Here is a 25166-nt window from a genome sequence, read left to right on the forward strand (position 1 = left end):
CTCACAAGCGTTCGATAATCGTCACGTTGGCCTGCCCGCCGCCTTCGCACATGGTCTGCAAACCAAAGCGACCACCGCTGCGCTCCAGTTCATGCAGCAAGCTGCACATCAAGCGCGTGCCGGTGGCGCCCAACGGGTGGCCGAGGGCAATTGCGCCGCCGTTGACGTTGGTCTGTTCGTGGGGATAGCCGGTCTCTTTCAGCCAGGCCATTGCCACCGAAGCAAAGGCTTCGTTGATCTCGACCCTATCAATGTCTTCCAGCTTCATGCCTGCTCGCTTCAGCGCATAAGCAGTTGCCGGAATCGGCGCGGTGAGCATCCAGATCGGGTCTTCGGCGCGCACGCTGAGGTGATGGATTCGCGCACGCGGTGTCAGGCCGTAGCGCTTGAGCGCCGCTTCGGACACGATCAGCATCGCGCTCGCCGCATCGCAGGTCTGACTGGACACCGCCGCCGTCACCCGGTCGCAGCCAAACAGGAAATCCAGTTCGGCCATTTTCGTCAGGCTGGTCTGACGGGGCGTTTCATCGTGAACCACGTCAGCCAGGGGCACGATTTCCCGCAGGAACCGTCCTTCCTCGATGGCCCGCAACGCTCGTTGATGGGACTCCAGCGAATACACTTCGAGCTGCTCGCGGGACAATCCCCACTTCTCGGCAATCATCTGCGCCGAACGAAACTGCGTCGGCGGTTGCGCGCCGTAGCGCCGTACCCAGCCTTCGGAGCCGCTGAACGGATCGCTGAAGCCCAATGGCTCGGCCGCGGTCATGGCCGAGGAAATCGGGATCTGCGTCATGGTCTGCACGCCACCGGCGATGACCACGTCCTGAGTGCCGCTCATCACCGCTTGCGCGGCAAAGTGCACCGCTTGCTGGGACGAGCCGCACTGGCGATCAATCGTGGTGCCGGGGACAGATTGCGACAACCCGGCAGCCAGCCAACTGGTGCGCGCAATATCCCCGGCCAGCGGGCCGATCGTATCGACGCAGCCGAAGATCACGTCGTCGTAATCCTCATCGGGAATGCCGTTGCGCTCGACCAGCGCACGCAACACATGGGCGCCCAGATCGGCCGCGTGAATATGGCTCAAACCACCCTTGCGCCGCCCGGTAGGCGTGCGCAGGGCGTCGACAATATAAGCTTCAGGCATGATTTTTCTCGGTAAGTGGTGCCGTCAGAACGTCTGACCGGCACCCAGTGCGCAACGTCCGTCGAACAAGGCTGTACGGATGCGCTCTTTGTGAGCGCCGCGATCACCCCAGACCTTGTCCAGCGCCCAGGCGCGCTTCATGAACAGATGCAGATCGACTTCCCACGTGTAGCCCATCGCGCCGTGGGCCTGAATGGTGTTTTTTGCGGCAAGCATGGCGGCCTCGGAGGTCGCCAGTTTGGCGTGGGACACCAGCACCGAGCGGTTCGGCAACTGCTCGGCGATGGCATAGGCCGCGCGATACAGCGGCCCTTTGGCGAACTCGATCTGCACCGCGACATTCGCCATCAAGTGCTTCACGGCCTGAAACGAACCCACCGGTTTGCCGAACTGTTTGCGCTCGAAGGTGTAATCCACCGCAAGATCGACCATGCGTTTGGCCAGCCCCAGCATCTGCGCAGCACTGCCCAGCGCGCCACGATCAACCGCCTCCGTCCACAGTCGCCGCCCGTGTTCGCCGGAGGCCACGCAGGTCGCCGGCGACGGAGTCCAGGAGACCTGGAATAACTGCCGCGCCGGATCGACCGACACATTGCGGGTCAACTGCACCGCACCCGGTTCGACCGCATGCACCTCATCGCCATGGGCCAGCAACAGCAGATCGGCGACATGGGCATCGCTGACCAGCGGATTACCCGGTTCGGCAACCGCCAGTCGAGCGCTGCCTTCTGCGATACGCCCGAGCCAGTCCTGCTTGAGTGCCCCGTGGCGCTCATCAAGTCCGGCGAGCAACGGCACACCCACCAGCATCGTCTCCACCAACGGCTCGGGCAGTCCGGCGTACCCGCACTCTTGAGCAAGCAGCACAAAGTCCAGCTCGTTCATGCCCATTCCGCCGTACGCTTCGGGAACCGTCAGCGCAGTCAGCCCCAGTTCGACCAATTGCGCCCACAGCTCATCGCTGCGCCCGCTTTCGATCTGCCAGAGTTCGCGTATGCGTTCCGGCGTCACCTCGTTGATCAGAAAATGCCTGACGTTGTCCTGGAACAGCAGTTGGTCGCGGCTGAAATTAAAGTCCATGGTCTCTTCCTCAAGCACGCGGCATGCCGAGCATGCGTTCGGCAATGATGTTGCGCTGGATCTCGTTGGTGCCGGCGTAGATCGGCCCGGCCTGGGCAAACAGAAAACCTTCCAGCCAGTGGCCGACATCGCCCGCCGCCGGGGCTTCGGGCAGCAGCTCGCCACGCAGGCCGAGAATGCTCATGGCGGTGTCGTGCATGCGCTGATCGAGCTCCGACCAGAAGATTTTGTTGGTCGAGGATTCCGGCCCGATCTTGCCGCCCTGTACCAGTTGTGAGGCGGTGCGATAGGTGTTGAGGGTGTAGGCCTCGGCGTCCAGCCAGGCGCGCATTACCGCCTCACCAATCGCCGGGTCGCGGTCGGCCTGCTCGCGATTGGCTTGATACAACTGCACCAGACGCCGCGCCGTTTCCTGAAAGCGTGCGGGCGAACGCAGCAGCAAACCGCGCTCGAAACCGGCGGTGGACATCGCCACATGCCAGCCCATGCCCTCGCCACCCAGCGCGTTTTCCACCGGGACCTTGACGTCGTCGAAGAAGATTTCGGCGAAGCCGGGCAAACCGTTGAGCTGCGGAATCGGCCGTACCGTGATGCCCGGCGTATCCAGCGGCAAAAGAATGAACGTCAGGCCATGATGACGCTGGGAGTTCGGGTCGGTGCGGAAAATCCCGAACACCCAGTCGGCCCACACGGCGCGGGTCGACCAGGTCTTCTGACCGTTGATGACGTAGTGGTCGCCAACCCGTTCGGCCCGCGAACGGATCGCCGCCATGTCGGAACCCGCCCCCGGCTCGGACCAGGCCTGGGCCCAGATATCCTCACCGGTGGCCATGCGCGGCAGAAAACGGGCTTTCTGGGCTTCGCTGCCATACTCCATCAGCGTCGGGCCGAGCAGGAAAATGCCGTTCTGATTGACCCGTGCAGGCGCCTCGGCGCGGTAATACTCCTCCTCGAAAATCAACCACTCGATCAAGTCGCAACCGCGGCCGCCCAGCTCCACCGGCCAAGTGACCATGCCCCAGCGGCCGTCGTTGAGGCGGTTTTCCCAGGCTCGGTGCTGGGCAAAACCTTGTTCGGTGTCGAATGATTGCAGCGGCTCGCGCGGCACGTTGGCCGTCAGCCACGCCCGTGCTTCGGCGCGAAAGGCCTGTTGGGCCGGGGTATAAGTCAGATCCATGTGCGCACCTTCAGCCGTTGAACCGGGCATCACGTTTCTCGATGAACGAGTCCCGTGCTTCCTGTGAATCCAGTGAGCGATAGGCTTCAAGCGTGAAGCCCTGCTCCCAGCGGTATTTGTCTTCCAGATTGCCGTCCTCGATGCCGTTCAGTGCTTCTTTGGCGAGGCTGATCATGGCCGGGCTCTTGGCGGCGATGGTGCGGGCGATCTGCAACGCGGCTTCACGCAAGTCTTCGCGCTTGACCACACGTTCCACCGCCCCGAGACGCCAGGCTTCGGTCGCGTTGATCGGCTCGCCGGTGAAATACATGTGCCGGACCTTCTGCACCGGAAACAACCGCTGCAAATGCGCGCCACCGCCCATGGCGCCACGGTCAACTTCCGGAACGCCAAAAGTCGCGCACTCGGAGGCCACGACAATGTCGGCAGCGCCGCACAGACCGATGCCACCGCCGAGCACAAAACCGTGCACCGCCACGATCACCGGTTTCGGGTTGCGGTGAATGGCCTTGAAGCTGTCGTAGTTGCCCTTGTTGACTGCCACGATCAGGTTGCCGTCGGCGGCCAGTTCCTTGATGTCGACCCCGGCGCAGAAGCCGCGACCTTCGGCGCGGATCACGATGACCCGCACGCGGTTGTCGGTGCCCAGGCCTTCGATTTCACGGGCGATATCGGCCCAGGTCCGGCAATTGAAGGCGTTGACCGGCGGCTGGTTGAACACCAGCTCGGCAATGCCGTTATCGATACTGACGCTGAATGGCTGCATGTTTTTTCCTTTCACGACACGCGACGGCAGAGTTCGTCCAGACGCAACTCGGCGTCACGAACGATCTGCTCGATCAATTGGGCACAGCTGGGCAGGCTGTCGATGGAGGCCGCGACTTGCCCCGAAGGCAACACACCTTCGGCGGGCAGCCCGTCGACCATGGCTTTCTGAATGACCATCGGCGCGTTGGCGGCCATGATGCTTTGCGCGGCAGTCAGGTCTCCGCTGCTGCGCATTTTCAGAGCGCTGGAAAGCAACTGAGTCAAACTCATGCCGCTATGGCGGCGGTAAGCAAGACCGCTGCGTACCGCCAACACCCAGCGTTTGAACACACCGCTGGTTTCCAGTCGGTCGAGCAGTTCGTTGCGGATCATCCGTTGCGGCATGCCGTCAATGGCGCGGCTGACGATGATCGCCGCCGGGTCCTTGATCGCCAGATATCGCGCGAGGGTCTGCGCCGGCACCGGGCTTTCGGCACACATCAGAAACCGCGTGCCCATGGCGATGCCTTCGGCGCCATAAGCCAGCGCCGACACCAGTCCCCTGCCATCCTTGAAGCCACCGGCCGCCACCACCGGCACCGACACCGCGTTGACCACTTGATCAAGCAGCAACGACGTCGGCACCGAACCGGTATGCCCCCCGCCCTCGCCGCCCTGTACGGTCACAGCATCGGCGCCCATTTCCACGGCTTTCTGCGCATGCTTCAGCGCGCCAACCGTGGGAATGCACACGACACCGGCATTCTTCAGGCGCTGGATCATCTGCTTACCGGGAGAACGGCTGTAACTCACCGCCCGCACCTTGTGGCGCAGCACCAACTCGACGATGTCGTCGGCGTTGGGCTGGTACATATGGAAATTGACCCCGAATGGCTGATCCGTCAGGCGCCGGGTTTCGAGGATCGCCGCCTCCATGTGCTGCGGCTCGATGGTGGCGCCGGCCAGAAAGCCGAAGGCGCCGGCATTGCTGGTGGCCGCGACTAGCCGGGGATCCGCCACCCAGCCCATCGCGGTCTGGATGATCGGATAACGGCAGCCGAGCAACTCGGTCAGCCGGGTATTCAATGAGATCGCCATATTCACGCCCCGCCCTTCGCGCGTTGCGAGCTGGCCATGGCCTTGGCGTCGTAGCCGCCGAGCCGGTCACCGGACACCAGTTCATTGTGCGCATGGGCGAAATGGTGCAGGCCGAAGACCATGTCCATGGTCGCGCGCTTGCCCATCAGGTCTTCGGCGTTGTTGACCGCCTGCTTGCTCAATTGCAGACCCAGGCGCGGCATCTGGGCGATGCGCCCGGCGATGTCGAGGGTTTCCTGCTCCAGGGATTCGCGAGCCACCACCCGATTGAGCATGCCCATCTGGTAGGCGCGAGCCGCCGGCATGCGCTCACCGAGGAACAGAAACTCCTTGGCGATACGCGGGTTCAGTTCGTGCACGTGAGCGAAATACTCGACCCCGGGAATGCCCATGCGCACCACCGGATCGGCAAAGTACGCATCCTCGCTGGCGACAATCAGGTCGCAGACCCACGCCAACATCAGCCCGCCGGCAATGCACGCACCCTGCACCATGGCGATGGTCGGCTTGGGCATGTCGCGCCAGCGCCGGCACATGCCCAGATAGACCTCCTGCTCCCGGGCGTAAAGAAATTCGCCACCGGGCTTGTTGGTGTGGTCGTACCAGAGGCTCGCGCGGTCGAACGTCTTGTGAACGTCCCGCCCCGGCGTGCCGATGTCATGCCCGGCGGAAAAGTGCTTGCCGGTGCCGCGCAGCACGATGACTTTCACCTCGTCGTCATCGCAGGCACGGCGAAACGCCGCGTCCAGTGCGTAGGTCATCTGCGAGTTCTGGGCATTGTGATACTCGGGGCGATTCATGGTGACCAGCGCCACCTCCCCGCGTACCTCGTAGAGCACCACGTCGGCGGCATTATTATCGTTATGTTCAGCCATCACTTTTCTCCGAAACGGTGCGACTCAGCGCTGGCCCGGCGGGTTGTCTTTGAGCTGACTGGCGCGCAGGTTGTGCGGGTCCAGACGCCCGATCAGTTGCAACTGCTCAGCCGTGGGTGCCGCTGTCATCGGGCAATCCTGTGGCACATGCAGCTCGAACCCGGTGTTGTCCTGCACCTGTTCGACGGTCACGCCGGGGTGCAGCGAGCGAATCCGCACTTGCCGTTGCGGGCCGAGAAAATCCAGCACGCACAGATCAGTCACGATCAAGCGGATATCGATCTCGTCCAGCGACCAGCCCCGGGCCAGGCGCGCCGGGTTGTAGCCGACCGAGGCGACCATATCGACCTCGCCTTCGACGAACACCCGACGGTTGTGGCTGGGCACGCAGAAGGAGTTGGCATGGCTGATCGAGTTGCCGGGAAAGCCCCGCACGCCGAGCATTTGCGCCTTGGGTTTGGCGTAGTCACCGATGCAGGAAATGTTCGCCTGGCCGAAGCGGTCGATTTGCGTCGGGCCGACCAGCGCGTGGCGCTTGCCGCTCCAGACGTTGTCGAAAATCCGCGAAAAGCCCATCCAGCTGTCGCGCTTAGGCTCATAGCCGTTGCGTGCACCCAGTGGCACCGGCTCGGCGACCATGTAGGCTTCGGAGTCGGTCATCAACAGCTGCGGATTGCTAGTCAGCATGCTCAATGACGCCGCCAGTCGCGGAATCACCCCGATCCCGGTGGCGAGCACCTCGCCGTCATCGCGCCAGGCTTCGGAAGCCGCGCAGATCATCAACTCGGCGAGGCTGTAAGTCGTTGCAGAAGAAGTCATATCAAGGCTCGCTTAGTAGACCGGCAGAGGGAGCTGGCGGATGGCGTCCAGGCCGCCGACCTTGTCCAGGTACTGTTCGTGGGTGCAGTCGACATAGTCGCGGACGTAGTCCTGCCAACCCTCGCCGGCCTGGGCCGACGCGTTGTAGGCCCTGAAATGCGCGACATCGAAGCCGTACAGCGGCGCACAGGAAGACGGGTGCGCACCGCCCGGCACGTGGGCCACGGCGGTGGTCAGGTTGCGTTCCCAGAACACCTGGTGCGCCCGCGCCGGATCGGCATGGAAGTAATCGCTGTCGACCAGTTCGTCGCAGGTCACGTAGCTGTGGGTCGCGGCCCGGACGAGCAAGTCGTCCATGTAGTGATCGGGGCCGCTGATCTGACAGACACCGCGCGCATCGGCGCGGTCGACATGAATCAGCGCCGCATCAAGCTTGAGCGCCGGCATCGCGACCCATTGCTTGTTGTCGGCATAAGGCGAGTCGATCAACTTGATCTGCGGGTTGTGCTTCAGCACATCGGTGCCCAACCCCACGGCCGTGGGAATGAACGGCACCTTCATCGCGGCGGCTCGCAGGCCAAGTAGGAGCATGCCTTCATCGATTTCCATCACTTGCAACGCCGCGTCCTGCCGCGCCTTGCGGAAGTACGGTTCCAGCGGGATGAAATCCAGTGACACGAAGGCAAACACCAGTTTGCGGATCTTGCCGGCCGCGCAAAGCATGCCGACATCGGCGCCGCCATAGGCGACCACGGTCAGGTCCTTGAGCTTGGAACGCAAAATCTCCCGCACCAGCGCCATCGGTTTGCGCCGCGGGCCCCAGCCACCGATGCCGATGGTCATGCCGTCACGCAGTTGGCCGACCATCTCGGCCGTGGTCATTCGCTTGTCCATCGTTGTATTCCTCATTGGCGACCGACACTGAAGTCATGGCCCCAGTGGCTGACCACGGTGCTTTCGAACGGCGTGTGCCGGTCCCAGTCGACCACCAGGCCATCGCAGCCGTACTCCAGGTCAAACCCGGACGGGGTCTTGATGTAGAACGAGATCATCTGGTCGTTGGTGTGCTGGCCGAGGGTGGCGGACATCTTCACGCCGTTGGCCTGCACCCGGTCGAGGGCCCGGCCGACTTCATCCAGGGCGTTGACCTCGACCATCATGTGCACGCAGCCGTGGGGCATCGGGCACTCGAAAATCGCCAGCGAGTGGTGACGACCGTTGTTGCAATGCAGGAAGTGAATGCGTTTTTGCGGTTCGGCCGGGTCCGGTGTGAAGCGGACTTTCATCAGGTCCGAGAGGCCGAAACCGAGCACCTGTTCGTAGAAATCCCGGCAACGGTCGAAGCTCGGCGCCGGCAGCACCACATGGCCCATGCCCAGTTCATTGGTGACGAAGCCCTTCACGCCGACCGGCGACACGAAGCGCGCGAAGTCCTGCAACGGCCCCCAGAACAGTTCGTGGCGGTTGCCATCCGGATCGCTGAAGTGCACCAGTTCCTGGACTTTGCGGTCCCGGGCCTGCGCCTCGGTGCCACGGATGACTTGCACATCGGCGCGTTCCAGCTCGCTGACGGCCTGCTCCAGCGCCGCTTTGCCCGATACTTCCCAACCGCAGGCGCCGAAGCCGTTCTCGGTGTTTTTCTCCACCAGAATCCGGTGGTGGCGCTCGTCCATTTTCAGGTACAGACGCTCATCGTCATCGCTGCCGGCCACCATCATGCCGAGCACCTGACTTGCGTACTGCCGCCACTGCGCCAGATCGCTGGATAACAGGGTGACGTAACCCAGACCACGGATATCCATGGATGCACTCCTCGTTGTTCTCAGGCCGAGCCGCCCGGCGGCGATTGCCGGGGAGACTGTATTGAGGCCTATTCAAACGGGTTCGCAGAGGGGAAACATCGTCCAATGGGACTAGCGGACACCCGGAACGCAGGCATAAAAAAACGGGCCTTGGGGACCCGTTGGAAATGGGGACTGGATTCCGTTCCAGACCTTAATTGCGATCAACAGCAGGCATCAGTCCGCTTACTTTTTGCGGAAATGCGGAATCACCTTCTCGCCGATGTTCTTCAACGTCTCCAGCTGTGCCCACTGTGGCACCGTGCCCATCTGGCAGATAAACAGAATCTCGTCGGCGCCTGCATCGATCAGCCGCTGCACATAACCGATGCAATCCTCAACGGTGCCGTAAGCATGGTTGGGGTTCATCATGGCCATGGTCGGGTCGGAGAAGTCGACGCTGACCTCTTCCGAGGCAAACCGCGACTTGATCACGCTCTGCCCGTTGCCATCGACAAAGGTGTCATCCTTCCACTTTTCCGGGTCCGGACGCTCGCCACCGCCGTACCAATAACCTAGCGACTCCATGAAGTAACGCTGGCCACGGATGCCGATGCGCCGCGCTTCTTCGTTGTTTTCCAGCACGATCGCCGGGCACAGCGCGGCGATGTGGCGGTTGGGACGGAAGCCTACCTGATGTTTCACGTCACGGTTGTCCCAGGCCTGGTGATAGACCTCGACCTTCTTGGCGATTTCTTCCGGGCCGCCAAAACCCAGCACCAGTGCGCCCATGCCGCGACTGCCGGCCTTGTTCAGCGATTCGGTGTTGGTGCAGGCCAGGTACATCGGCGGGTGCGGGTCCTGGTAAGGCTTGGGATGGATCGGCCGTTTCGGGATCTGCACAAAATCGCCCTGATGCTCGATTTCGTCGAACACGAACATTTTCGGGATCAGGTACATCATCTCGTCGATCTGCGGCTGCAACGTCGTCAGGTCATAGCCGAAGGTGCCGGCCTCCTGCTGGGTGCCGCCCTTGCCGACACCGAAGTGCACGCGGCCCTTGGACAGCAGGTCGAGGGTGGCGATGCGCTCGGCGACTTTCACCGGATGGTTCATCGCCGGCGGCAGGCAGACCACGCCGTGGCCGATGCCGATCCGCTCGGTCTTGCCGGCGACAAACGCCAGCATGGTTTCCGGCGCGGACATGTGCGAGTAGTTGCTGAGCGCCGTGTGCTCCACGCACCAGAACGTATCGAAGCCCAGTTTGTCGGCCAGCACGGCCTGTTCGACGGTATCTTCGAAAATCTTGCGATCGCCTTCACGGCTGGAATCCACCGTCTGGGCTTCGTAAATCAGGGAAAATTTCATGGTTGATCCTTGTACTTGTTGGATGCGCAACCGGCGCGGGTGAGCGACGCCTTGGCGCTCATGCTCAGGGAAAGCCGGGGCGCCGGAATCCTGCAAACGGACTAGCCGATTCAGCGCACTGCGCTCAGAGGAAAAAGTCGTTGCTGTCCTGGCCCATGCTCACGGCGCCGAGGTTCCAGGCGTACTTCGCCGGGCTGTTGGCGACATGGGCGCGACCGGTGTGAATGTCGCGGAACGCGCGGTTGATCGGGTGGCTGCGGAAAATCGTCGAGGCACCGCTGTTGAACATCAGATCGCCCACCGCTTTCGCGCACTTGTCGGCGACCAACGCGGAGTCGTAACGCATCTTCACTCGCTCGGGCATGCTCAATGGCTCGGCTTTTTGCGCCCGCTCCAGCATCAAGGCGAAGTTGCGATAGAGCACGGTCTTGCATTCGTCGACGCAGACCATGGCGTTGGCCAACGCCGATTGCGCCGCCGGGTCCTGGACCATTTTGCGTCCGTCATTGACCCCGACTCGCGCACGGTTGTGCTCGACAAACTGATCCACCGCGCCTTGCAGCGCACCGATGGCCGCCGACGACACGGCCCGCACGAAAATCTGCCCGAACGGCAGGCGAAACAGCGGCGCGGTGTTCACCGCATTCCCGGGGCTGTTCTGCATGAAACCGTCGAATGCCCGATGGGTGCGGTATTCGGGAACGAAGGCGTTCTCGACCAGGATGTCGTGAGAGCCGGTGGCTTCCAGGCCCATGACGTTCCAGTTTTCGAGGATCTGGTAGTCACTGCGCGGCACCAGGAATGTCCGGTAATCCGGCGCACCACCGGCCTCCTCCGCCGGTACCAGGGCCCCGAGAAACGCCCATTCGCAATGCTTGCTGCCGGAAGAAAAGCCCCAGCGTCCGCTGAGTTTGAAACCGCCCTCCACCCGTTCGACCTTGCCCACCGGCATATAGGAAGAAGAAATCAGCACGCTGGAGTCGTCGCCCCAGACATCCTGCGCCGCACGGTCGTCGAACAGCGCCATCTGCCAGTTATGAATCGCCACCACGCCAAGCACCCAGGCTGACGACATGCAGCCCTCGGCGAGGGTCATCTGCACTTCGAAGAAATCCTTGGGTTCCAGTTCATAGCCTTCCCAACGTGCCGGCTGCAGGATGCGGAAGAACCCCGCTTCCTGAAAATCCTTCAGGGTTTCTTCCGGCAACTGGCCGGCGTGCGCGGCGTCCAGGGCGCGCTCACGCAGAATCGGTACCAGCTCGCGGGCACGCTGGCTCAGACGCTGGCGAATCAGGTCTTGGTTGAGCATTTTTATTGTTCTCCATTGTTCACCCCGTCCGCCGGGGCGCGCGTGCAGCGAGGCACGTGCCGCACTTGCGGTGTCTGCCTCCTGTGCGGCATTCAAACAATGTGAAAAGAGGCGGACATCCCTCAAACGGACCATGTCGGCGATGATCCGAAGCACGCACGTGTGCCACCCAAAGGCCTAGTCCCCTCGGACGATGCTGCACAGGCACGCCAGCGCAAAAATCCATCGCACTCCAGTACAACCACAGGACGAGTGCGATGAACGACGACAATCTGAAAGCCGACATGCTCCAGGCCATGCGCCGTCTGGCCAAGTCAGTCACCATCATCAGTACCAGCAACGGCTCCGAGCGTTTTGCCATGGCCGCCACGGCGGTGGATTCCCTCAGCACCGAGCCGCCATCGCTGCTGATCTGCGTGAACAAGACCGCCTCTTCCCACGCGGCGCTGGCCACCGGCGCGGACTTCTGCGTGAACATTCTTGGCGTCGAACAACAGGGTCTGGCCCATCGCTGCAGCGGTTCGATCAAGGGCGAGGCGCGCTTCGATCAGGGCAACTGGCTGACCAGCCCCGGCGGCATTCCGTATCTGAGTGACGCTCAGTCGGCGATCCTCTGCCGTCAGGACGGCCACTTCAGCTATGGCACCCACACCGTGTTCATCGGGCGCATCCTGCAAATCCACACCAGCGACGCCATCACTCCGCTGGTCTACCTCGACGGCAGCTACACCACCACCGCCAGCCCGGCATCTGCCTTCGCTGCTGCGGGCTGAGGCCGGGCCATGGACGCTCAACAACAGTTGTCGCCATTGCGCGTGAACAGTGCCGATCAGCTGGACTGGGACGATCGCTGCGATTTGCTGGTGGTCGGTTTTGGCGGCGCCGGCGCCTGCGCGGCAATCGAGGCGGCCAGTCGCGGCTTGTCGGTGTTGGCACTGGACCGCTTCGCCGGCGGCGGTGCGACTGCCATCAGCGGTGGCGTGGTGTATGCCGGTGGCGGTACGCCGTATCAGCGCCAGGCCGGTTACGACGACAGTCACGACGCGATGTTCAACTACCTGCGCCAGGAAGTCGGCGAAGCCGTGAGCCCGCGGACCTTGCGCGAGTTCTGCGAAGGCAGTTGCGAGCAACTGGCCTGGCTCGAACGCCAGGGCGTGGCGTTCGAATCCAGCGTGCCGCCGCACAAGACGTCCTATCCGAGTGACCAGTTTTACCTTTACTACTCCGGCAACGAAGCCGTCCCGGCCTATGCCGCGATTGCCAAACCGGCACCGCGCGGTCACCGCACCAAAGGCCCCGGACTTTCGGGCGCAAGCCTGTTTGCCCCGCTGAAGGCTAGCGCTCTGCGCCTCGAGGCACGCCTGCGCAGCCAGTGCGAAGTCCGGCGTCTGGTGATCGATGCCAATGACCGCGTGGTCGGCGTCGAAGCCTGGCACCTGCCGAGCGGCAGTCGCGCAGCCCGGCAACACGCCCGGCTGTCACGCTGGGCCACGGCGATTCACATGTACGCGCCGGCAGTGGCCGATCGGTTGCGCGCACGCTTGCGGCGCATTGAGCTAACGAGTACCGAACGCCAGTTGATTCGCGCCGACCACGCCGTGCTGCTGAGCAGCGGCGGTTTCATCTTCAACCGCGAATGGGTGCGTCAGCATGCGCCGCGCTATCTGCCCGGTCTGCCGCTGGGCACCACCGGTTGCAACGGCAGCGGCATCGCCCTGGGCCAGAGTGCCGGCGGCCGCGTGGCGCGGATAGATAAAGTCAGCGCCTGGCGTTTCATCAACCCGCCGCTGGCCTGGGCCCGAGGGTTGATCGTCAATGCCCGTGGCGAGCGTTACGCCAACGAAGAAATCTACGGCGCGACCCTCGGCCATTCAATGGTGGAAGAACAGGACGGTCGCGCCATCCTGATTCTCGACCGGGCGCTGGTACGCGAAGCGCTGCGACAAGTTGGTCCGGGCAAAGTCTGGGCCTTCCAGCGGTTGCCGGTGCTGCTCAATCTGCTGTTCAACGCCAGACGCAGTCGCAACCTTGCCGATCTGGCCAAGCGCTGCGGATTACCGCCCGACAACCTGCAACGCACCGTAAACACCTACAGCCGCGCCGCTCGCGGGGACATCGTCGATCCGTTCGGCAAATCGCAAGCGATGCTCGCCGACATGGATCAGGGCCCGTGGTATGCCCTCGACCTGTCCTTCGCCAGCCGCCTCTTCCCCTGCCCCGTCATCACCCTCGGCGGGCTGAAGGTCTGCGAAACCAGCGGTCAGGTGCTGAACCACGCCGATCAGCCGATTGCCGGCCTGTACAGCGCCGGGCGCAACGCGGTCGGGGTCGCTTCGAATCTGTATGTCTCGGGCCTGTCCTTGGCCGATTGCATTTATTCCGGCCGGCGCGCCGCCGCCCATGTGGCCGAACAACTTGCTGCTCAAACCACACGCTCAGGAGAACAACAATGCAACGTGTAGAAGGCAAAGTCTGCATCATCACCGGCGCCGCCAGCGGCATCGGTCGCGAAGACGCCCTGCTGCTGGCCCGCGAAGGCGCCAAGGTGGTGCTGACCGATCTCAACGAAAGCGCCGGCCGTGAAGTGGCCGCGCAAATCGGCAATAACGCGCTGTTCATCCGTCACGACATCGCCAGCGAAAGCGACTGGCAGCACGTGATCAAGACCACCCTGGAACACTTCGGCCGCCTCGACGTGCTGGTCAACAATGCCGCGATCCTGGCGTTGGGCAGCATCGAAGACACCACGCTGGAGCTGTGGCAGAAGGTGCAGAAAATCAACGGCGACGGCTACTTCCTCGGCTGCAAGTACGCGATTCAGGCGATGAAGGAAACCGGTGGCGGTTCGATCATCAACATGTCGTCGGTAGCCGCACTGGGCGCGATGCCGATGTTCTGCGCCTATTCGGCGTCCAAGGGCGCAGTGGCGGCGATGACCCGCTCGATTGCCCTGCATTGCAAACAACAGGGTTACCGCATCCGTTGCAACAGCGTGCACCCGGACGGCGTCAACACGCCGATGACCCAGGCCCTCACCGGCGGTGTGGCGGTCAATCAGCAAGACCTCGATCAGGACCCGATGAACCGCATGTGCGCGCCGGCCGATATCGCCAATGTGGTGCTGTTCCTCGCCACTGACGAGTCGCGTTTCGTCAACGGTGCCGAGATCCGCGTCGACAACGCCCAACTGATCAGCGGGCTCTGAGGCCGAGGTGAACATGGGCACGCAACAACAGAACCTGACACCGGCCCAGGCCACGGCAACCAGCCACTCCTTGCAAGTGTGCGCGGTGATTGATGAAACCGCCGATGCTCGCTCGCTGGTGCTGGACATCCCGCCAGACCTGCGTGAGCGCTTTGCCTACAAACCGGGGCAGTTCCTGACGTTTCGCGTGCCCTGTGCCGGCAAACTGCTGACCCGCTGCTATTCCATGGCCAGTTCGCCGCTGACCGACGAGCGCCCCAAAGTCACGGTGAAACGGGTCGAAGGCGGCCGGGTGTCGAACCGGATGAACGAAGTGCAGGTCGGTGACTGGCTGGACGTGCTGCCGCCGGCCGGGCATTTCTGCCTCGATGAGCATCAGCCGGATGACGACAAACCCTTGGTGCTGTTCGGCGGCGGATCGGGCATCACCCCGGTGTTTTCCATTCTCAAATCGACGCTGCAACGCAGCCGGCGGCCGATCAAATTGATCTACGCCAATCGCGATGAAGCGTCGGTGATTTTCAAGGATGAGCTGCGCCAACTGGCCCAGGCCCATCCGGAACAACTGCAAGTGCTGCACGCGCTCGATTCGGTGCAAGGTTTCCTGACCTCCGCCCAAGTACGCCATTTGCTGAAAGGGTCTGCCGGCGGTGATTACTTCATCTGCGGGCCGGGGCCGTTCATGGACACCGTCGAACGGACCTTGCTGGAACTGGGCGAAGCCGCTGAACGCATCCACGTCGAACGCTTCGTCTCGCCGCCCGATCCCGACGAATTGCTGGCTGAAGAAGCCGCCGCCCGGCAAGCCTCCCTCGCCTCGCGCTGCGAATCGCTGGTGATCGTGCTCGACGGCCAGCAACACGAAATTGCCTGTCAGCCCGGCGATACCCTGCTGCAAAGCTGCAAGGCCGCCGGCCTCGACGTGCCTTCCTCCTGCGAAGAAGGTTTTTGCGGCGCCTGCATGTGCATCGTCGAGGACGGCGAAACCCACATGACCCGCAACGACGTGCTCAGCCCCAGAGAACTGGCCGAAGGCTGGACCCTGGCCTGTCAAAGCCGCCCGGCCGGCGCACGGGTGCGCTTGAAGTTCCCGGATTGAGCGCCCGTCGACAATAGTCTCAACGGACGATCTCCCGGACGCGATCTGCAGTTAGACTCGGCCAGCCCATTGGCCCAAAAACAATAAAAGAGGTGCAGTTATGGCTCGTTTGCAAAACAAGGTCGCGGTGGTTACCGGCGGCGCATCGGGGATCGGCCTGGCCTGCGTACGGCGCTTTGCCGCCGAAGGCGCGCAGGTTGTCGGCCTGGACATCGGCAACGCCCCGGCGGATTTTCCGGGCCTGTTCATGACCCTGGATGTACGCGATGAAGCGCAGGTGCAACAGGTCATGCAGGAAGTCGTGAACCATTTCGGCCACATCGACGTGCTGGTCAACGCGGCCGGCGTCGCCGACCAGGGCAGCGTCACCCAGACCAGCACCGCCAACTGGCAGCGGGTGCTGGACATCAACCTGACCGGCAGCATGCTCACCAGCAAATATGCGCTGGCCTCAATGGAACCCCGGCGTAGCGGCTCGATCATCAACATCGGCTCGATCTTTGGCTTGCAGGGTTGCGACGGCAACGTTGCGTACAACGTGTCCAAGGGCGGCATCAACCAGTTGACGCGTTCGATGGCCATCGACTTCGGTTACGCCAATATTCGCGTCAACGGCCTGTGCCCCGGCCTGATCGAAACCCCGATGACCAGCATGGTCCGCGAGCATGAAGCCTTCCACGCGTTCTTCGCCTCACAACACATGCTCAATCGCTCCGGGCAGCCGGAAGAAGTGGCCAACGTCGCGCTGTTCCTGGCCTCGGACGAAGCGTCCTTTGTCAGCGGTCAGATGATCGCCGTGGACGGCGGCTTCTCCGCCGGCCGCCGCTTCGCCCCGCCCGCCGCCTGATTTGCCTCGCCGGGCGCCTGCCCGGCACACCCCTTTCTTCCGCACCTGTCCTCTGGCCGAGGAGGCCCCATGCTGCCTGTCGAAAACGCACTGACCATCGTCCAACTGTTCGCCAACGCTGCCCGCAACTATGGCGACCGCCCGGCCATCGAGGATGACGGGCGCTCGATCAGCTACCGGCAACTCGATCAACTGCGCGACCAGGCCGCCCGGGCGTTACTGGCGTTGAACGTTCAACCCGGCGACCGTGTGGCGATCTGGGCACCGAATATCTGGGAATGGATTGTCGCCGCCGCTGCGCTGCAAAGCGTCGGCGCCGCGCTGGTGCCGCTCAATACGCGCATGAAAGGCAGCGAGGCCGGTTTCATCCTGCGCCAGAGCGGCGCCTGCGTGCTGTTTGCCATCGGCGAATTCCTTGGCGCCGACTATCCGCGCATGCTCGCCGCCGAAGAGCTGCCGGCGCTACGCCAGATCGTCACCTTGCGCAGCGATGACTCAAAAACGCTGAGCTGGGACGCGTTCCTGGCCTTGGCCAGCGATGTATCACCGCAAACCCTGCAAACACGCGAGCAGGCGCTCGGCCCGCAAGACCTGTCCGACCTGCTGTTCACCTCGGGCACCACCGGCAAGCCCAAAGGCGTGATGAGCAATCATGGGCAAACCCTGCGAGTGGTGCGGGACTGGAGTGAAGTGGTCGGTTTGCGCGAAGGCGATCGCTACCTGATCGTCAATCCGTTCTTCCATTCCTTCGGATACAAGGCCGGTTGGCTGGCGGCGCTGATGCGTGGTTGCACCATCGTGCCGCAGCAGGTCTTTGACGTGCAGGCCGTGCTCGAATGCGTGCAGCGCGAACGAATTACCGTGTTGCCCGGCCCGCCGACCCTCTATCAATCCTTGCTCGCCCACCCGCAGCGCGATGCATTCGACCTGACTTCCCTGCGTATTGCAGTCACCGGCGCTGCAACGATTCCGGTGGAAATGATCCGCCGCATGCGCGATGAGCTGGGTTTCGCCACCATCGTCACGGCCTATGGCCTCACCGAAACCTGCGGTTTTGCCACGATCTGCCGGCCGGGAGATTCGCTGGAATTGCTCGCGTCCACCAGCGGCCGGGCCATGCCGGGGGTGGAAGTGCGCTGCATCGGTGCCAACGGTCGCAGCCAGCCGGCGAACGTCCCGGGCGAAATCCAGGTGCGCGGCTACAACCTGATGCAGGGTTATTTCAATGATCCGCAGGCCAGTCAGGAAGTGCTCGATGCCGACGGCTGGCTGCACACCGGCGACATCGGCGTGCTCGACGAGCAGGGTTATCTGCGCATCACCGATCGCCTCAAGGACATGTTCATCACCGGCGGTTTCAACGTTTACCCGGCGGAAATCGAACACTGTCTGTTGGGTTATCCCGGCGTGGCGCAGGTGGCGGTGATCGGCATTCCGGATGAGCGCCTGGGCGAAGTGGCCATGGCCTTCCTGCTGCCGGCGCCGGGTGTCGAGATCGAGCAGGCCCGGTTCCTCGCCTGGTGCCGTGAGCAGATGGCCAACTACAAGGTGCCGCGCCGGGTGCAGGTGCTGGAAAGCATGCCGCTGAACGCGGCGGGGAAAGTGACCAAGAATGTGTTGCGGGAGTGGGCGTTGAGCTGACTGCTGTCCCCCAGTGGACTCCCACTGGGGGAATGACCTTCAGATTACCCGGGCCGGATGCTGCTGACGCGGATCACCCAGCAGGGCGCGATGGGACGGTGGCTGGCGACCGCCGTCTTCGCTGATGCCGTAACCCGCAGCCATTTCGGCAGTGATCAACGTCTGCCCCGAGCGCGCCATCAACTGCGGATCATTGAGCAACGCGTGAATCACCCGGCCATTGAATTGCGGGGTTTCGGCGTGCGCCAGAAAGGCCTTGTACTGCTCGCCATGCTGTTCGCCGGCAATCCGCGTGCGCTCGGTCAATTGCGGCCCGAGCCACAGCGATAACGCCGCCACGCCACGGCCCTCGAAATCGATGGCCATGTCCGCCGCCAGTTTGTCGCAACCGGCCTTCTGCGCACCGTACGCCGGGCCGTGCATGTAGCAGCCGCCGCCAAAGGACGAAGTGAAGCAGATCAGCCCCTGCGGACTGTTCAACAACAGCGGCGCGGCGTGATAACTGGCGATGTATGCCGAGCGCAGGCCGACGTCGAGGATGCGCACCAGGTCCAGCGGTTTCTCCCAAAACGGCCCTGGATCGATCAACTGGTTGTGGATGAACGCAGCATTGTTCACCAGCAGATCCAGCCGCCCGCATTCACGTTCTACCTGAGCAAACAGCGCCGTCACCTGCCCATCGTCGGCATGATCACAGATCACCGCAACGCCCTCTCCGCCCGCCGCTGTAATCGCGGCAGCCGTGTCCTCCAGCGAGCTATTCAGGGCCTGTCCGTATAGATGCGCACCCGCAGCCGCCGGCGCACGCCCGGTGACATAAACCCGCATGCCAGCCGCACCCAGCGCCAGGGCGATACCTTGACCGACGCCGCGACTGGCGCCGGTCACCACTGCCACTTGCCGATTCATTTGACGCTCCCGAACTGACTGATCACTGCCCCGCTCTTCTGGCTCTGGTGCTTGATGTGATTGGCCGCCAGGTAACCGAAAGTCATCGCCGGGCCGATGGTGGAACCGGCCCCCGGATAGGTGCGGCCCATCATTGACGCGGCGCTGTTGCCGATGGCGTACAGGCCTTTGATCGGCTGGCCGTCCTCATGCAAGACCCTGGCGTGAACGTCGGTGAGCAAACCGCCCTTGGTGCCGATGTCGCCGGCATCGATGCGCACGGCGTAGAACGGCCCCTTGAACAACGGTGCGAGGCACGGATTGGGCGTTACGTGGGGATCGCCGTAATAGCGGTCGAACAGCGACTCACCCTTGTGGAAGTCTTCGTCATACCCGCGCACCGCCATGCCGTTGAAGCGCTGCACGGTACGCAGCAGCCCGGCTGCATCGACGCCGATTTTCTCCGCCAGGGTCTGCAGATCCGGCGCCTTGAAAAAGTAATCGCGCAGGTGCTCGGGCAGTTGCCAGTCGCGCTGGGCGTACCCCGGCAACAACGCGCCGCAGGGGTATTTGCGGCGAAACTCGGCGTCGAACACCATCCAGCACGGCACGCTCTCGGCGCCTTCGCGGTTGCTGGCGTACATCGCCTCGACGATATCGGTGTAGGGCGCGGCCTCGTTGACGAAGCGCTCGCCCGCCGAGTTCACCAGTACGCAACCGGGCAACGTCCGTTCGACGAACATCGCCCGTTGTTTTTCCTCGCCGCGAACATGGGTGGTCGGCGCCCACCAGCTGTGTTCCATCAGCGCCGTGCGGGCGCCGATGGCTTGGCCTGCACGAATGCCGTCGCCGGTATTGTGCGGCGGCGTGGCGCTCCAGTCGGTCTTTGACGGTTGCGGCAGATACTGCGTGCGCATCGCCTGATTACGCTCAAATCCTCCGGCGGCAATGATCACGCCGTAGCGCGCCTTGACGTTCAACCGCAACCCATCGCGGCTGACCCGCGCACCACCGACCCGGTCGCCGACGATCAGCAGTTCTTCCAGCCCGCAGTTCAGCCACAGCGATTTGCCGCGATCCTGCAACGAACAGCGCAAGGCGCCGATCAAGGCATTGCCCAAGGTCAGGTAGCGATCACGCTTCGAGAGGCGCCGCCCCTCGCGGTCGCGCCAGTAACGCCACATGACCTTCAGCGTCAGGCGCAACCAGCCGGGGCCACGGCACAGCAGCACCTGCGCCTCTTTCATGGTCATTGCCATGCGACCCATCATCAATGTGCCGGGGGATGGCGCACGCATGCGCAGGAATTCCTCACCCAGCTCGGCGGCGTCGAACGGTTGCGGGTCCATGGAGCGATAGCCGGGTTTGCCGCCTTCGACTTCCGGGTAGTAATCGGCGTAGCTGGCCTGGGCCTCGAAGCGCACGCGGGTCTTCTGTTCGAGGTATTCGACCATTGCCTTGCCGTGCTCGACGTAGGCTTCGATACGCCCGTCGTCAATCTCGCCGTGGGTCACTGCGCGGATATAGGCAATCGCTTCGGCGGCGCTGTCACTACCACCCAGCGCTGCGATCCGGTGGTTGCCGGGAATCCAGATCCCGCCGCCGGACACCGCCGAGGTGCCGCCGTACTCGTTGCTCTTTTCGATCAGCAACACGTTCAGTCCCAGGTCGTGAGCGCGCAGCGCCGCGGTCATCCCGCCCGCTCCGGAACCCACCACCAGCACATCGCAGCACTCATCCCATTTGATCTCGGCAGCTTTCATGCGATCACCCTTGCTCAGCGCCTTCAAGGCAAAAACCGCCGGCCGGATCTTCGTCCGGCGCAGTCGGTCTCGGGATTGTTGGGTGCGTGTGCCGGGTGGTCATCGTCCGATGGGACTAAGGAATGTTCGTCCTGCCCCCGTGCAAATCGCCCCGTGCAAATCGCCCCGTGCAAATCGCTTAGTCCGCTTGGACGATGTTGCGTCAGATCGGTGACCGCATAGTCGCCCACGGCACCACTCCCCCCCTGAAATGCAGGTCGGGCAGGTCTGACCTGGGCATGAGGACGACATGATAAAAACAATAATCGCCCCACAATCGCTACACCCTCGCGTACAACTGGCCGTGCTGTTGCTGGCCGGTGGACTGGGCAGCCAGGCCAGCGCGATGACCTTCCAGCCGAGCGAAGATCTGAGCGTCGACTGGGACACCACACTGACCTACAGCCTCGCCTGGCGGACCGAGGGTCGTGATCACAAGCTGACGGCCAACGCCGATGCCAACGACGGCGACAATGCGTTTGCCAAAGGCAGCCTGATCAACAACCGTGCCGGTTTCCTCACCGAAGCCAACATCAAATGGCAGGACGACTACGGCGTGTTCGTGCGGGCCACGGGTTTCTACGACAACGTCTACGATCAGGACAACGACAACAACACCGGCACTTCGAACTGCTTTGCCGGCGGCCATTGCAGCCGGCCGGACCGTTTTTCCCAGGACACCATCGACCAGCACCGCAACGAACTGCGCATGCTCGATTACTACGCCTACGGCACCTGGGATCTGGGCGGGCACAACCTCAATGCGCGGCTGGGTAATCAGGTGGTGAGCTGGGGTGAAAGCCTGTTCTACCCCGGCATCTCGGCGGCGCAGAGCCCGGTGGACGCGACCAAGTCGACCACGCCGGGGGTCGAGGTCAAGGAAATCCTCCTGCCGGTCGGGCAACTGTTCACCCAGTTCAGCCTGACCGACAGCCTCGATATCCAGGCCTACTACCAATACAAATGGGAAAAGACCCAGTTGTTCGGGGTCGGCAGCTACTTCTCCACCACCGACTACATCGATGAAGGCGGCTACAACGACGCCAGCGGTTTCGTAACGCGTCTGGCCAACGACAAACCGAGCAATCAGGGCCAGTACGGTGTGGCCTTCACCTACGCTGCCGAGTCGCTGAACAACACCGAGTTCGGCATCTACTACTCGCGCTATCACGACAAAACGCCGTCGCTGGACTTTCAGTCCGAGCTGGGTCGCTATCGTGCGGTGTACTTCGACAACATCGACCTGTTCGGCGCCAGTTTCTCCACGGTGATCGGCGATGTCAGCTGGGCCGGTGAAGTCAGCTACCGCGACGGCGCGCCGGTGATGGTCAACAACGGTTTCTCCAGCGCGGTCCGCGGCAAAACCATGCAAGCGCAGTCGTCGATGATCTACGTGCTCGGCCCGACTTCGTTCGCCGACAACACCACACTGACCGGCGAGGTCGTCTACAACACCGTCATCAGCAACGACAAGTCCCAACCCGTGACCTTGGCGCCGGGCTTCACGTCGCCGGGCACCGACAGTCTGGTCTACGACCGCGAAGCCTGGGGTTACACCGCCCAAGTCAGCTTCGATTACAACGACGTGTTCAGCGGCTGGGACATGTCCGTGCCGATCACCTACAGCACTGCGGCCCACGGCGACAGCTCGATTGTCGGCTCGATCAACCAGGGCGAAGGCGACGACCGCGCCAGTATCGGCAGCTCGTGGCGCTACCTCGGCAACTTCACCGTCGAAGCCCGTTACAACGCCTATCTGGGCAACGCCAATAACAGCCCGTTGGCCGACCGCGACAACGTCGCCCTCAACTTCAAATACCGGTTCTGATTCCCCTGTCGGAGGAGCACAGCATGTCTCGATTCACCCAAACGTTATTGAGCACGGCGCTGACCGTCGGCCTGCTCGGCAGTGGCCTGGCCTACGCCAAGGTCAGCCCCGAAGAGGCCGCGCGACTGGGCCAGGACCTGACCCCGATGGGCGCGGAAAAGGCCGGCAACGCCGACGGCAGCATTCCGGCCTGGAGCGGCAAGTGGCGCGGTCTGCCACCGGGCCTGAAGTTTGCCGGCCCCGGCACGCCGTACCCGGACCCGTACGCGGCGGAAAAACCGCTGTTCGTGATCGACTCGAAGAACATGGACAAGTACGCAGAGAACCTGTCCGACGGCGAGAAAGCGCTGCTCAAACGCTACCCGGACACCTTCAAGATCCCGGTGTACCCAAGCCATCGCGATTTCCGCGCCGATCAGCGTCTTGAAGACCTGATCAAGAAAAACGCGGTGACCGCCGAACTCGACAACGACAACAACGACACCAAGAACGCCTGGGGCGCTTCGCCGTTTCCGATTCCCAAGAACGGCAGCGAGTTGATGTTCAACCACACCCTGCAGGGCCGGGCCAACACCGAAGAGGCCAACTATGGCCAGGCGGTGGTGTACGCCAACAAGGAAAAAGTGCTCGAAGAGGTCAACTACAAGATCTTCTCGATCTGGTCCAGCCCGGACAAGAACCTCGACTCCGCCAATGGCATCCTGACCAACTTCCTGATCACCACCCTGGAGCCGGTGCGCAAGAAAGGCGAAATCGTCGTCGGCCACGAGTTCATCAACCCGACGGCCTCGCCGCGTCAGGCCTGGCAGTACAGCCCCGGCCAGCGCCGCGTCCGTCGCGCCCCCACCGTTGGCTATGACTCGCCGACCGGCGCCGGGGGCTTCCGGGTGTACGACGAAGACCGTTTGTTCAACGGTGCGCCGGACCGCTACAACTGGACCATCGTCGGCAAAAAGGAACTCTACATTCCTTACCACAACTACAAGATCGACGATCCGAGCGTGACGGCTGACCAGATCCTGTCGACCACCGGCCACGTCGATCCGCAGTATATGCGCTACGAGAAACACCGGGTCTGGGTGTTGCAGGCCACGCTCAAGGAAGGCGCCCGCCACGTCTACGCCAAACGCGTGCTGTACCTCGACGAGGACACCTGGTCCGCAACCATGGCCGACAACTACGATGCCCGTGGCCAGTTGTGGCGCACCAACATGCAGACCTCGGTCTACGCCTACGACATTCAGCGCTACCACGCACGCCTCGGCATCTACCATGATCTGATTGCCGGTTCCTATCTGGTTGACCGCCTGCTGGTCGATCAGAAACCCGCCAAGCTCAATGCCACCGCCTTCTCCGAAGATGAATTCACCCCCGGCAACCTGCGCAAACTCGGCACCCGCTGAACCCGCAACGCCCCGACCGATTCATTCGGTCGGGGCGTTGTTTTTTCTTGATTTGCACCTTGATGGAAACTGCCCATGAACAGATTACTCACTGCGGCCCTTGCCGTGGCCGGCCTCGGTTTGTCGATGCAGGCCAATGCCCTGAACATCCTGCTGACCAACGACGACGGCTGCCGCGCCCCCGGCATCGATGCGATGTACCGCGCACTGACCGCCGCCGGGCACACCGTGACCCTGGTCGGCCCGTTGAACGACAGCAGCGGCATCAGCGCTGCCAGCGTCGTGGTGCCCGGCCAGGCCCTGGCGGTGACTGAACTGGCGCCCGGCAGATTCTGCGTCGGCCCGCCCGAGGGCTACACGCCGCCGACCGGCAAGACCTCGGCCATCGGCACGCCGGTAGATGCGGTCAACGTCGGGCTGGACGTGTTGCTCAAGGACACCCCGCCGGATCTGGTGGTGTCCGGCATCAACTTCGGTGAGAACGTCGGCCCGCTGACGCAGATGTCCGGCACCCTCAACGCCGCTGTCCGGGCCATGTTCAAAGGCATTCCGGCGGTGGCGGTGTCGACAGCCATCGACATGGACCTGATCATGCGCGACCAGCAAGCCGGCTACCGCAAGACCCAGGGCGCCATGGACGACACCGCGAAATTTGCGGTGAAGGTCATCGAGCAGGCCCATCAGAGCTGCGCCAAGCACAGCTGCAAACTGAACGTGCTCGGGCTGCCGGGCGTCAACGGGTTGAACCTCAACTACCCGGCATTGCCGGCCAATCAAGTCAAAGGCGTGAGTTTTGCGCCAATCGGCAATTGGGACCGAGTGAATTTCACCTCACAGCGCGGCGCCGACGGAACGGTCAACGTCAACCTGGTCGCACCGCCAAAACCTACGGCCATTCAGCAGCAGGCCGATGCGTATCAGCTGTGGCAAGGGCATGCAGTGATTACGGTGATCGCCGGCAATATGAGCGCGCCGCCGGCGGTGCAGGATCAGGCGAAGAAAATGCTCAAAAGCGTCCAGCCTTGAAACGACACAACCCCTGCAGGTGA

22 protein-coding genes are annotated in these 25166 nt (G+C 63.0%); 9 read left to right on the top strand and 13 right to left on the bottom strand.

Features of this window, described 5'->3' with window-relative positions; all coding sequences use genetic code 11:
• Window position 1: 1 nt before the first annotated feature.
• The 11 genes from DLD99_RS14610 to DLD99_RS14660 all read right to left on the bottom strand — a co-directional run bounded on the left by DLD99_RS14610 (window position 2) and on the right by DLD99_RS14660 (window position 11404).
• Window positions 2-1150: an acetyl-CoA C-acetyltransferase gene (locus tag DLD99_RS14610; protein WP_114883103.1), complete on the bottom strand. Its 1149-nt coding sequence runs from the start codon at window positions 1148-1150 to the stop codon at window positions 2-4.
• Window positions 1151-1174: 24 nt separating this feature from the next.
• Window positions 1175-2230: an acyl-CoA dehydrogenase family protein gene (locus tag DLD99_RS14615; protein WP_114883105.1), complete on the bottom strand. Its 1056-nt coding sequence runs from the start codon at window positions 2228-2230 to the stop codon at window positions 1175-1177.
• A gap of 10 nt (window positions 2231-2240) precedes the next feature.
• Entirely contained in the window at window positions 2241-3407 is a 1167-nt protein-coding gene (locus DLD99_RS14620; RefSeq protein ID WP_007951376.1) for an acyl-CoA dehydrogenase family protein, read from the bottom strand.
• Window positions 3408-3417: 10 nt separating this feature from the next.
• Entirely contained in the window at window positions 3418-4173 is a 756-nt protein-coding gene (locus tag DLD99_RS14625; RefSeq protein ID WP_114883107.1) for an enoyl-CoA hydratase family protein, read from the bottom strand.
• 11 nt (window positions 4174-4184) lie between these two features.
• Window positions 4185-5252 carry an NAD(P)H-dependent flavin oxidoreductase gene (locus DLD99_RS14630; protein WP_114883109.1) on the bottom strand — a complete coding sequence of 356 codons (1068 nt, stop codon included), beginning with the start codon at window positions 5250-5252 and terminating at the stop codon, window positions 4185-4187.
• Between the two features lie 2 nt (window positions 5253-5254).
• The gene (locus tag DLD99_RS14635) at window positions 5255-6127 is read right to left on the bottom strand and encodes an enoyl-CoA hydratase (RefSeq protein WP_114883111.1); all 873 of its coding nucleotides are present in this window, start codon (window positions 6125-6127) and stop codon (window positions 5255-5257) included.
• Between the two features lie 24 nt (window positions 6128-6151).
• Complete coding sequence (locus DLD99_RS14640) at window positions 6152-6946, bottom strand: CoA-transferase subunit beta (protein ID WP_114883113.1); 795 nt, start codon at window positions 6944-6946, stop codon at window positions 6152-6154.
• 12 nt (window positions 6947-6958) lie between these two features.
• On the bottom strand, window positions 6959-7840 hold the full coding sequence (locus DLD99_RS14645) for a CoA transferase subunit A (protein WP_114883115.1): 882 nt from the start codon (window positions 7838-7840) through the stop codon (window positions 6959-6961).
• Window positions 7841-7851: 11 nt separating this feature from the next.
• Window positions 7852-8748, bottom strand: coding sequence for a VOC family protein (locus DLD99_RS14650; protein ID WP_114883117.1), 897 nt, complete (start codon window positions 8746-8748; stop codon window positions 7852-7854).
• Between the two features lie 225 nt (window positions 8749-8973).
• A complete protein-coding gene (locus tag DLD99_RS14655) occupies window positions 8974-10095 on the bottom strand; it encodes an LLM class flavin-dependent oxidoreductase (protein WP_114883119.1) in 1122 nt (373 codons plus the stop codon).
• Between the two features lie 124 nt (window positions 10096-10219).
• A complete protein-coding gene (locus DLD99_RS14660) occupies window positions 10220-11404 on the bottom strand; it encodes an acyl-CoA dehydrogenase family protein (RefSeq protein ID WP_114883121.1) in 1185 nt (394 codons plus the stop codon).
• A 257-nt stretch (window positions 11405-11661) separates the two neighbouring features.
• Between DLD99_RS14660 and DLD99_RS14665 the strand changes: the two genes are divergently transcribed.
• The 6 genes from DLD99_RS14665 (at window position 11662) to DLD99_RS14690 (ending at window position 18196) form a co-directional block, all read left to right on the top strand.
• On the top strand, window positions 11662-12177 hold the full coding sequence (locus tag DLD99_RS14665) for a flavin reductase family protein (protein ID WP_114883123.1): 516 nt from the start codon (window positions 11662-11664) through the stop codon (window positions 12175-12177).
• Between the two features lie 9 nt (window positions 12178-12186).
• On the top strand, window positions 12187-13866 hold the full coding sequence (locus DLD99_RS14670; RefSeq protein WP_114883125.1) for an FAD-binding protein: 1680 nt from the start codon (window positions 12187-12189) through the stop codon (window positions 13864-13866).
• On the top strand, window positions 13854-14609 hold the full coding sequence (locus tag DLD99_RS14675; RefSeq protein WP_114883127.1) for a glucose 1-dehydrogenase: 756 nt from the start codon (window positions 13854-13856) through the stop codon (window positions 14607-14609). The genes DLD99_RS14670 and DLD99_RS14675 overlap by 13 nt, the downstream gene beginning before the upstream one ends.
• Window positions 14610-14622: 13 nt before the next feature.
• On the top strand, window positions 14623-15708 hold the full coding sequence (locus tag DLD99_RS14680; RefSeq protein WP_114883129.1) for a ferredoxin--NADP reductase: 1086 nt from the start codon (window positions 14623-14625) through the stop codon (window positions 15706-15708).
• A gap of 100 nt (window positions 15709-15808) precedes the next feature.
• Complete coding sequence (locus tag DLD99_RS14685) at window positions 15809-16555, top strand: SDR family NAD(P)-dependent oxidoreductase (protein WP_114883131.1); 747 nt, start codon at window positions 15809-15811, stop codon at window positions 16553-16555.
• Window positions 16556-16624: 69 nt separating this feature from the next.
• A complete protein-coding gene (locus tag DLD99_RS14690; protein WP_114883133.1) occupies window positions 16625-18196 on the top strand; it encodes a FadD3 family acyl-CoA ligase in 1572 nt (523 codons plus the stop codon).
• 39 nt (window positions 18197-18235) lie between these two features.
• Here DLD99_RS14690 and DLD99_RS14695 read toward each other — a convergent pair whose 3' ends face one another.
• Both DLD99_RS14695 and DLD99_RS14700 read right to left on the bottom strand, forming a co-directional pair.
• Complete coding sequence (locus DLD99_RS14695; RefSeq protein ID WP_114883135.1) at window positions 18236-19105, bottom strand: SDR family NAD(P)-dependent oxidoreductase; 870 nt, start codon at window positions 19103-19105, stop codon at window positions 18236-18238.
• Window positions 19102-20847 (bottom strand): FAD-dependent oxidoreductase, encoded by a 1746-nt coding sequence (locus DLD99_RS14700; protein ID WP_114886695.1) that lies wholly within the window; start codon window positions 20845-20847, stop codon window positions 19102-19104. The genes DLD99_RS14695 and DLD99_RS14700 overlap by 4 nt, the downstream gene beginning before the upstream one ends.
• Before the next feature lie 289 nt (window positions 20848-21136).
• Here DLD99_RS14700 and DLD99_RS14705 point away from each other — a divergent pair, with 289 nt between their 5' ends.
• From DLD99_RS14705 to DLD99_RS14715, 3 genes are all read left to right on the top strand, one after another.
• On the top strand, window positions 21137-22714 hold the full coding sequence (locus DLD99_RS14705; RefSeq protein ID WP_114883137.1) for a DUF1302 domain-containing protein: 1578 nt from the start codon (window positions 21137-21139) through the stop codon (window positions 22712-22714).
• A 23-nt stretch (window positions 22715-22737) separates the two neighbouring features.
• On the top strand, window positions 22738-24117 hold the full coding sequence (locus DLD99_RS14710) for a DUF1329 domain-containing protein (protein WP_114883139.1): 1380 nt from the start codon (window positions 22738-22740) through the stop codon (window positions 24115-24117).
• 75 nt (window positions 24118-24192) lie between these two features.
• Window positions 24193-25143: a 5'/3'-nucleotidase SurE gene (locus tag DLD99_RS14715; RefSeq protein ID WP_114883141.1), complete on the top strand. Its 951-nt coding sequence runs from the start codon at window positions 24193-24195 to the stop codon at window positions 25141-25143.
• The last annotated feature ends 23 nt before the right edge of the window (window positions 25144-25166 follow it).

Origin of the sequence: Pseudomonas kribbensis (genome assembly GCF_003352185.1) — a bacterium.
Lineage (GTDB): Bacteria > Pseudomonadota > Gammaproteobacteria > Pseudomonadales > Pseudomonadaceae > Aquipseudomonas > Aquipseudomonas kribbensis.

Excerpts from the sequence above, each read along its gene's own strand:
- DLD99_RS14610 (WP_114883103.1), bottom strand. The coding sequence starts at position 1,150 with ATGCCTGAAGCTTATATTGTCGACGCCCTGCGCACGCCTACCGGGCGG.
- DLD99_RS14615 (WP_114883105.1), bottom strand. The coding sequence starts at position 2,230 with ATGGACTTTAATTTCAGCCGCGACCAACTGCTGTTCCAGGACAACGTC.
- DLD99_RS14620 (WP_007951376.1), bottom strand. The coding sequence starts at position 3,407 with ATGGATCTGACTTATACCCCGGCCCAACAGGCCTTTCGCGCCGAAGCA.
- DLD99_RS14625 (WP_114883107.1), bottom strand. The coding sequence starts at position 4,173 with ATGCAGCCATTCAGCGTCAGTATCGATAACGGCATTGCCGAGCTGGTG.
- DLD99_RS14630 (WP_114883109.1), bottom strand. The coding sequence starts at position 5,252 with ATGGCGATCTCATTGAATACCCGGCTGACCGAGTTGCTCGGCTGCCGT.
- DLD99_RS14635 (WP_114883111.1), bottom strand. The coding sequence starts at position 6,127 with ATGGCTGAACATAACGATAATAATGCCGCCGACGTGGTGCTCTACGAG.
- DLD99_RS14640 (WP_114883113.1), bottom strand. The coding sequence starts at position 6,946 with ATGACTTCTTCTGCAACGACTTACAGCCTCGCCGAGTTGATGATCTGC.
- DLD99_RS14645 (WP_114883115.1), bottom strand. The coding sequence starts at position 7,840 with ATGGACAAGCGAATGACCACGGCCGAGATGGTCGGCCAACTGCGTGAC.
- DLD99_RS14650 (WP_114883117.1), bottom strand. The coding sequence starts at position 8,748 with ATGGATATCCGTGGTCTGGGTTACGTCACCCTGTTATCCAGCGATCTG.
- DLD99_RS14655 (WP_114883119.1), bottom strand. The coding sequence starts at position 10,095 with ATGAAATTTTCCCTGATTTACGAAGCCCAGACGGTGGATTCCAGCCGT.
- DLD99_RS14660 (WP_114883121.1), bottom strand. The coding sequence starts at position 11,404 with ATGCTCAACCAAGACCTGATTCGCCAGCGTCTGAGCCAGCGTGCCCGC.
- DLD99_RS14665 (WP_114883123.1), top strand. The coding sequence starts at position 11,662 with ATGAACGACGACAATCTGAAAGCCGACATGCTCCAGGCCATGCGCCGT.
- DLD99_RS14670 (WP_114883125.1), top strand. The coding sequence starts at position 12,187 with ATGGACGCTCAACAACAGTTGTCGCCATTGCGCGTGAACAGTGCCGAT.
- DLD99_RS14675 (WP_114883127.1), top strand. The coding sequence starts at position 13,854 with ATGCAACGTGTAGAAGGCAAAGTCTGCATCATCACCGGCGCCGCCAGC.
- DLD99_RS14680 (WP_114883129.1), top strand. The coding sequence starts at position 14,623 with ATGGGCACGCAACAACAGAACCTGACACCGGCCCAGGCCACGGCAACC.
- DLD99_RS14685 (WP_114883131.1), top strand. The coding sequence starts at position 15,809 with ATGGCTCGTTTGCAAAACAAGGTCGCGGTGGTTACCGGCGGCGCATCG.
- DLD99_RS14690 (WP_114883133.1), top strand. The coding sequence starts at position 16,625 with ATGCTGCCTGTCGAAAACGCACTGACCATCGTCCAACTGTTCGCCAAC.
- DLD99_RS14695 (WP_114883135.1), bottom strand. The coding sequence starts at position 19,105 with ATGAATCGGCAAGTGGCAGTGGTGACCGGCGCCAGTCGCGGCGTCGGT.
- DLD99_RS14700 (WP_114886695.1), bottom strand. The coding sequence starts at position 20,847 with ATGAAAGCTGCCGAGATCAAATGGGATGAGTGCTGCGATGTGCTGGTG.
- DLD99_RS14705 (WP_114883137.1), top strand. The coding sequence starts at position 21,137 with ATGATAAAAACAATAATCGCCCCACAATCGCTACACCCTCGCGTACAA.
- DLD99_RS14710 (WP_114883139.1), top strand. The coding sequence starts at position 22,738 with ATGTCTCGATTCACCCAAACGTTATTGAGCACGGCGCTGACCGTCGGC.
- DLD99_RS14715 (WP_114883141.1), top strand. The coding sequence starts at position 24,193 with ATGAACAGATTACTCACTGCGGCCCTTGCCGTGGCCGGCCTCGGTTTG.